The sequence below is a fragment of the Limnohabitans sp. genome (assembly GCF_030158565.1).
GTDB lineage: Bacteria > Pseudomonadota > Gammaproteobacteria > Burkholderiales > Burkholderiaceae_C > Limnohabitans_A.
In genome coordinates this window covers 1-5381 of record NZ_JAOASQ010000073.1, presented here as the reverse complement: position 1 = coordinate 5381, position 5381 = coordinate 1, and the positions used below count along the sequence as shown (strand labels likewise).

Genomic DNA, 5381 nt, shown 5'->3' with positions numbered 1-5381 from the left:
CGCGCCCAAGTGAGCGCATGAGGAGTTCATCATGCGTCGCTTGATCATCACTTTGAGCCTGAGTTGGCTCGCGTTGGGCGCTGCTGCGCAGGCGGTGGCCCCAGTGGCTGCCCCTGCTGCGGATGCGGCCGGTGGCGTCAAAAGCGCCAACATCTTCCAGATCGCGCCCGGCGCCGATGCCGATCCCAAATACAAAGACCAGACCAACGCCGAGCGCGGCCAAGTCCAGCCCGGCAACAATGCGCCCATGTGGCGCCAAGTCGGGCAGGGCGTGACCGGTTACAGCAGCCTGCCCTTGAGCCAGGCGCCCGAGGCGGGCAACCTGATCCAGAAGTTCGTGCAGTACCCTGGCTCGCGCCTGACCAATGCCGGTGAAGCCTGGCGCCAAGTGCGCAACCAGTACCTGATCCCTTACGGCGGTGCGCTGTTGTTGATCGTGCTGGGTGCGATCGCGCTGTTTTACTGGCGAAAAGGCACCATCGAATTGCACGGCCAGGAAACCGGCCGCAAGATCGAACGCTTCACGCCATTTGAGCGCTCGGCCCACTGGGCCAATGCCATCGCTTTTTGCGCTTTGGCCATCTCGGGCATCGTCATGGCCTTTGGCAAGTTTTTCATCTTGCCCGTCATTGGCACGGCCTTGTTTGGCTGGCTGACCTACGTGCTGAAAAACATCCACAACTTTGCAGGCCCTTTGTTTGCGGTGTCCCTGGTGATCGTGATCGTCACGTTTGTGCGCGACAACATCCCCAGCAAGGAAGACCTCACCTGGGTCCTCAAGGGTGGTGGTTTGGTCTCGGGCACCGAAGTGCCTTCGCACCGCTTCAACGCCGGTGAAAAGATCCTCTTCTGGTCCGGTGTGTTCTTCCTCGGTCTGGTGGTGGTGGCTTCGGGCCTGGTGCTTGACAAGGTCATCCCCGGTCTTGTGTACGAACGCGGCACCATGCAGATCAGCCACATGGTGCATGCCGTGGCCACATTCTTGATGATGACCATGTTCCTGGGCCACATCTACATGGGCACCATCGGCATGCGCGGCGCCTACAGTGCCATGCGTGACGGCTATGTGGACGAAACCTGGGCCAAAGAACACCACGAACTTTGGTACGACGACATCAAAGCCGGCAAGATCCCGGCCAAACGCTCGACCCCCATCACGGCAGCACCGACTGCCACCTCCAAGGCCGCATCGGCTTGAACAGGAGCACCTCCCATGAAAAAGACCTTGCTTGTTTTGTTCGCATTGGCGCTGAGCTTCAGCGCAGCTGCCAAACTGCCCGCGCCCAGCGACGAAGCCAAAGCCAAAGCCGCTGAAGCGGCTGCCAAGACAGCCCACGGCAACAAAGTGGCCGACTTCCAGTTGTGCAAGTCACGCGAAAAAGTCGCGGCTCACTATTACAAAACGGCCAAGGCCACCGGTGCCAAAACCAATGCACCCACGGCCACACCAGCGTGCGCAGACCCAGGTGCTTACAAGCCCGCAGAGCAAGCGGCCGCTCCAGCAGCTGCGCCCGCAGCACCAGCACCCGCTACCGCACCGGCCAAAAAAGGCTGATCTTTTTTCCAGAGTCCCCAGCCTCAGATCCCCCGTCCTCACCGTCGGGGGATTTTTTGCGTTAGGCTCACACCATGTCTGCCGTTTTGACCGATCTCACCGACACCCCTGTGCGCCTCAAACCCGCGTTGACGCACGCCCGCGCCTCGCTCACACGCACGGTGCAGGTCTGCAACGAGTTCGGTGAACAATCCGAGACGCAGATCCCGGCAGAGCGCGCTCTCACGATTTACCTCGACAAAAAAGAACTCGTCACCCTGATGACCTTGGGCGCAGAGCCCGAATGGTTGGTGCTGGGTTTCTTGCGCAACCAGCGCCTGATCGATTCGGTCGAGCAAATCGAGTCCATCACGGTGGATTGGACGATTGGCGAAGGCGAAACCGGTGAGCCGGGTGTGGCCGCCGTCAAGACACGCCCCGGCGCGCATATCACCACCCAACGCAGCGCCGAACGCGTGGTCACCACCGGCTGCGGCCAAGGCAGTGTCTTTGGTGACCTGATGGCCCACATCGACGACATCGTGCTGCCCGAAGCGCGCATCACGCAAGGCCAGCTCTACGCCCTGGTCAACGCCATCCGCGTGCAGGAGTCCACCTACAAATCATCCGGCTCGGTGCACGGCTGTGCGCTGTTCCAGAACGACCAGATGCTCATGTTCGTGGAAGACGTCGGGCGCCACAACGCGGTCGACACCATCGCCGGCTGGATGTGGATGAACGACATCAGCGGCCAGGACAAGGTGTTCTACACCACTGGCCGCTTGACCAGCGAGATGGTCATCAAGTCGGCGCAAATGGGCGTGCCGATCGTGGTCTCGCGCAGCGGCATCACCCAAATGGGCCTGGACGTGGCCAAGCGCTTGGGCCTGTGTGCCATCGGCCGCGCCACCAACAAACGCTTCCTGTGCTTCAGCGCCCCCGAGCGCATGGTCTGGCAAACGGCATTGGCCAGCACCTGATTCTGGATTGCCACGTCGCTGCGCTCCTCGGAATGACGTTTCCTGTGTCATCGCGAGCGAAGCGTGGCGATCCAGCCCGAGCAATCCCGTTTTCGATCGCCGTGAATGTTTTCTGCGGTATGGTCAGCCCATGAATACTCAAGGATGGATGCACGGATTGGCCCTTGGCGCCCGCCAGTTGTGGCGCGACCTGCGCGCAGGCGAATTGCGGCTGTTGATGTTGTCGGTGGCCCTGGCGGTGGCCGCGCTCACGGCGGTGGGCTTTCTGGCCGACCGTTTGCAAAACGGCCTGTGGCGCGATGCGCGGCAATTGTTGGGTGGCGATGCCGTGGTCGTCAGCGACCAGCTCACGCCCCCCGACTTTGCACAGCAAGCCAAGCAAGGCGGCTTGCAGACCAACACCAATGTGAGCTTCCCAACCATGGCGCGGGCCCTGCCCGAGCAAGGTGGTGCCAGCCGCTTGGTGGCCCTGAAGGCGGTCGAGCCCGGCTACCCGCTGCGTGGCCGCCTCGAAGTGGCCCCAAGCCAAGCCGCCATCCCGCCCGCTGGCGAAGTCTGGGTGGACCCGGCCCTGCTTGAAGCCCTGAACCTGCAAACTGGCCAGATGCTGGGCCTGGGTGATCGCCAACTGCGCATCACCGCCACCATCGTGCGCGAACCTGACCGTGGTGCCGGCTTCATGAGCTTTGCGCCCCGCGTCATGCTCAACGCTGCAGACCTGCCGTCCACCGGCTTGGTGCAACCGGCCAGCCGCGTGACCTGGCGCATGGCCGTGGCCGGGCCGACCCCCGAGGCCGATCGCTTTGTGCAATGGGCCAAGACCGAGATCGACGCCCGCCCTGTGCGCGGCGTGCAGATCGAGTCCCTCGACACCGGCCGCCCCGAAATGCGCCAAACCTTGGACCGCGCCGCCCAGTTCTTGAATCTGGTAGCTTTGCTGGCGGCCTTGCTCTGCGCTGTGGCGGTGGCTTTGGCCTCGCGCAGTTTTGCCGAACGGCAGCTTGACGCCTGTGCTTTGCTGCGGGTTCTGGGGCAAAGCCAGCGCACACTCACATTGAGCTACGGCTTGGAATTCTTGGGCGCAGGCCTGCTCGCCAGTGCGCTGGGCGTGTTGATCGGCTACGGCGTGCACTTGGGCTTTGTGCAGCTCCTGGCCGGTCTGGTCGAAACCCAATTGCCCGCCGCCACCGCATGGCCCGCGCTCATGGGCATGGGCATGGGGCTGACCTTGTTGGTTGCCTTTGGCCTACCGCCCGTGCTGCAACTGGCCAAGGTGCCACCCTTGCGCGTCATCCGGCGCGACCTCGGCGGGCTGCAAACCCATTCGGTGCTGGTGCTGGCCATGGGCCTGCTGGGTTTTGCCCTCACGCTGCTCATGGTCAGCCGCAGCCTGACTTTGGGCATCATCACCGTGGGCGGCTTTGCCGTGGCCTTGATGGTGTTTGCGGGTTTGGCCGCCTTGGCCTTGTGGCTCTTGCGCCGCACCGTGCCCGGCGAACAGGCACCGCGCTGGTTGCGTCTGGCCACACGGCAGGTGGCGGCGCGGCCGGTGTTTGCGGTGGTGCAGGTCAGTGCCTTGTCGGTCGGTTTGCTGGCGCTGGCCTTGCTGGTGCTCTTGCGCACCGACCTGATCGCCAGCTGGCGGCAGGCCACACCGGCCAATGCGCCCGACCGCTTTGTCATCAACGTTCAGCCTGAACAAGCCAGTGACTTCCTGGCCAGTCTTCAGCGTGCAGGCGTGCCATCGCCCGACTGGTTTCCCATGATCCGGGGCCGGCTGGTGGCCATCAACGGGCGCGAAGTCGGCCCGAACGATTTTGTGGCCGAACGCGCCAAGCGCCTCATCGACCGCGAGATCAACCTCTCGCACAGCGCCGACTTGCCCGCGCACAACCCGCTCACGGCGGGCCGCTGGGTCGGTGGCGAAGCCGATGGACTGAGCGTCGAACAAGGCATTGCCGACACCCTGGGCCTCAAGCTGGGAGACACCCTGCGCTTTGACATCGCCGGTCAAGCACGCGAGGCGCGCATCACCTCGCTGCGCAAGGTGGACTGGGCCTCCATGCGGGCCAACTTCTTCATGCTGTTTCCGCTGGCGCAAATGCCCGACTTGCCCATGACCTACATGGCCGCGTTTCGCTCGCCCGAGGGCAGCGCAGGCTTTGACAATGCCCTGGTCAAGCAGTTTCCCAACATCACCAGCGTGGACATGCGCAGCACCCTGGCGCAAGTGCAGCGCGTGATGGACCAGGTCATCCGTGCGGTGGAGTATTTGTTTGGCTTCACCCTGGCCGCTGGGGTGATGGTGCTGCTGGCCGCCGTGGGCGCCAGCCGCCAAGCGCGTGAACGCGAATACGCCATCATGCGTGCGCTGGGCGCCAGCCGCCACTTGCTGGCCCAAGTGCAGCGCGCCGAACTGCTGGGCCTGGGCTGGCTGGCGGGCTTCATGGCCAGCACCATGGCCTTGGTGGTGGGCTGGGCCTTGGCCCGCTTCGCGTTCGAATTCGCCTGGGCCCCGCCACTGTGGGCCCCGCTGGCAGGCGGCGCGCTGGGCGCTTTACTTGCTTGGGTTGCAGGCAGCTTGAGTTTATCGGGCGTGCTGCGGCAACCCGTGATGCTGACTTTGCGGCAGTCGACAGAATGAAGACGGACCCCGGATCAAGTCCGGGGTGACAAGATTTAATTCAGGGGTGACAAGAATTAAATCAGGGGTGACAAGTTTTTCAAGGGCAGGTCGACTTGCTTGCGTTCCCCCTCTGTCATCCCGGGCGAAGACCCGGGATCCACCGGCTTCAGCTCCGAGATAACAGCCGCACCTTTCCCCTCTGTCACCCCGGGCGAAGACCCGGGATCCACCAGATTCATCA

Annotated in this window: 4 protein-coding genes; all 4 read left to right on the top strand. The window is 63.5% G+C overall.

Translation table 11 applies throughout. From position 1 onward, the window contains the following. Nucleotides 1-31: 31 nt before the first annotated feature. The 4 genes from Q1W40_RS14890 (at nucleotide 32) to Q1W40_RS14875 (ending at nucleotide 5158) form a co-directional block, all read left to right on the top strand. Complete coding sequence (locus tag Q1W40_RS14890; RefSeq protein WP_300713417.1) at nucleotides 32-1198, top strand: formate dehydrogenase subunit gamma; 1167 nt, start codon at nucleotides 32-34, stop codon at nucleotides 1196-1198. A 15-nt stretch (nucleotides 1199-1213) separates the two neighbouring features. After that, nucleotides 1214-1555, top strand: a complete 342-nt coding sequence (locus Q1W40_RS14885; RefSeq protein WP_300713415.1) for a hypothetical protein — start codon at nucleotides 1214-1216, stop codon at nucleotides 1553-1555. Nucleotides 1556-1629: 74 nt separating this feature from the next. Continuing rightward, a complete protein-coding gene (locus tag Q1W40_RS14880) occupies nucleotides 1630-2514 on the top strand; it encodes a formate dehydrogenase accessory sulfurtransferase FdhD (protein ID WP_300713414.1) in 885 nt (294 codons plus the stop codon). A 130-nt stretch (nucleotides 2515-2644) separates the two neighbouring features. Continuing rightward, nucleotides 2645-5158: an FtsX-like permease family protein gene (locus tag Q1W40_RS14875; protein ID WP_300713413.1), complete on the top strand. Its 2514-nt coding sequence runs from the start codon at nucleotides 2645-2647 to the stop codon at nucleotides 5156-5158. Nucleotides 5159-5381 lie beyond the last annotated feature (223 nt).

Bases quoted from the DNA above. Each gene is read 5' to 3' on its own strand.
- Q1W40_RS14885 (WP_300713415.1), top strand. From the start codon at position 1,214: ATGAAAAAGACCTTGCTTGTTTTGTTCGCATTGGCGCTGAGCTTCAGC.
- Q1W40_RS14890 (WP_300713417.1), top strand. From the start codon at position 32: ATGCGTCGCTTGATCATCACTTTGAGCCTGAGTTGGCTCGCGTTGGGC.
- Q1W40_RS14875 (WP_300713413.1), top strand. From the start codon at position 2,645: ATGAATACTCAAGGATGGATGCACGGATTGGCCCTTGGCGCCCGCCAG.
- Q1W40_RS14880 (WP_300713414.1), top strand. From the start codon at position 1,630: ATGTCTGCCGTTTTGACCGATCTCACCGACACCCCTGTGCGCCTCAAA.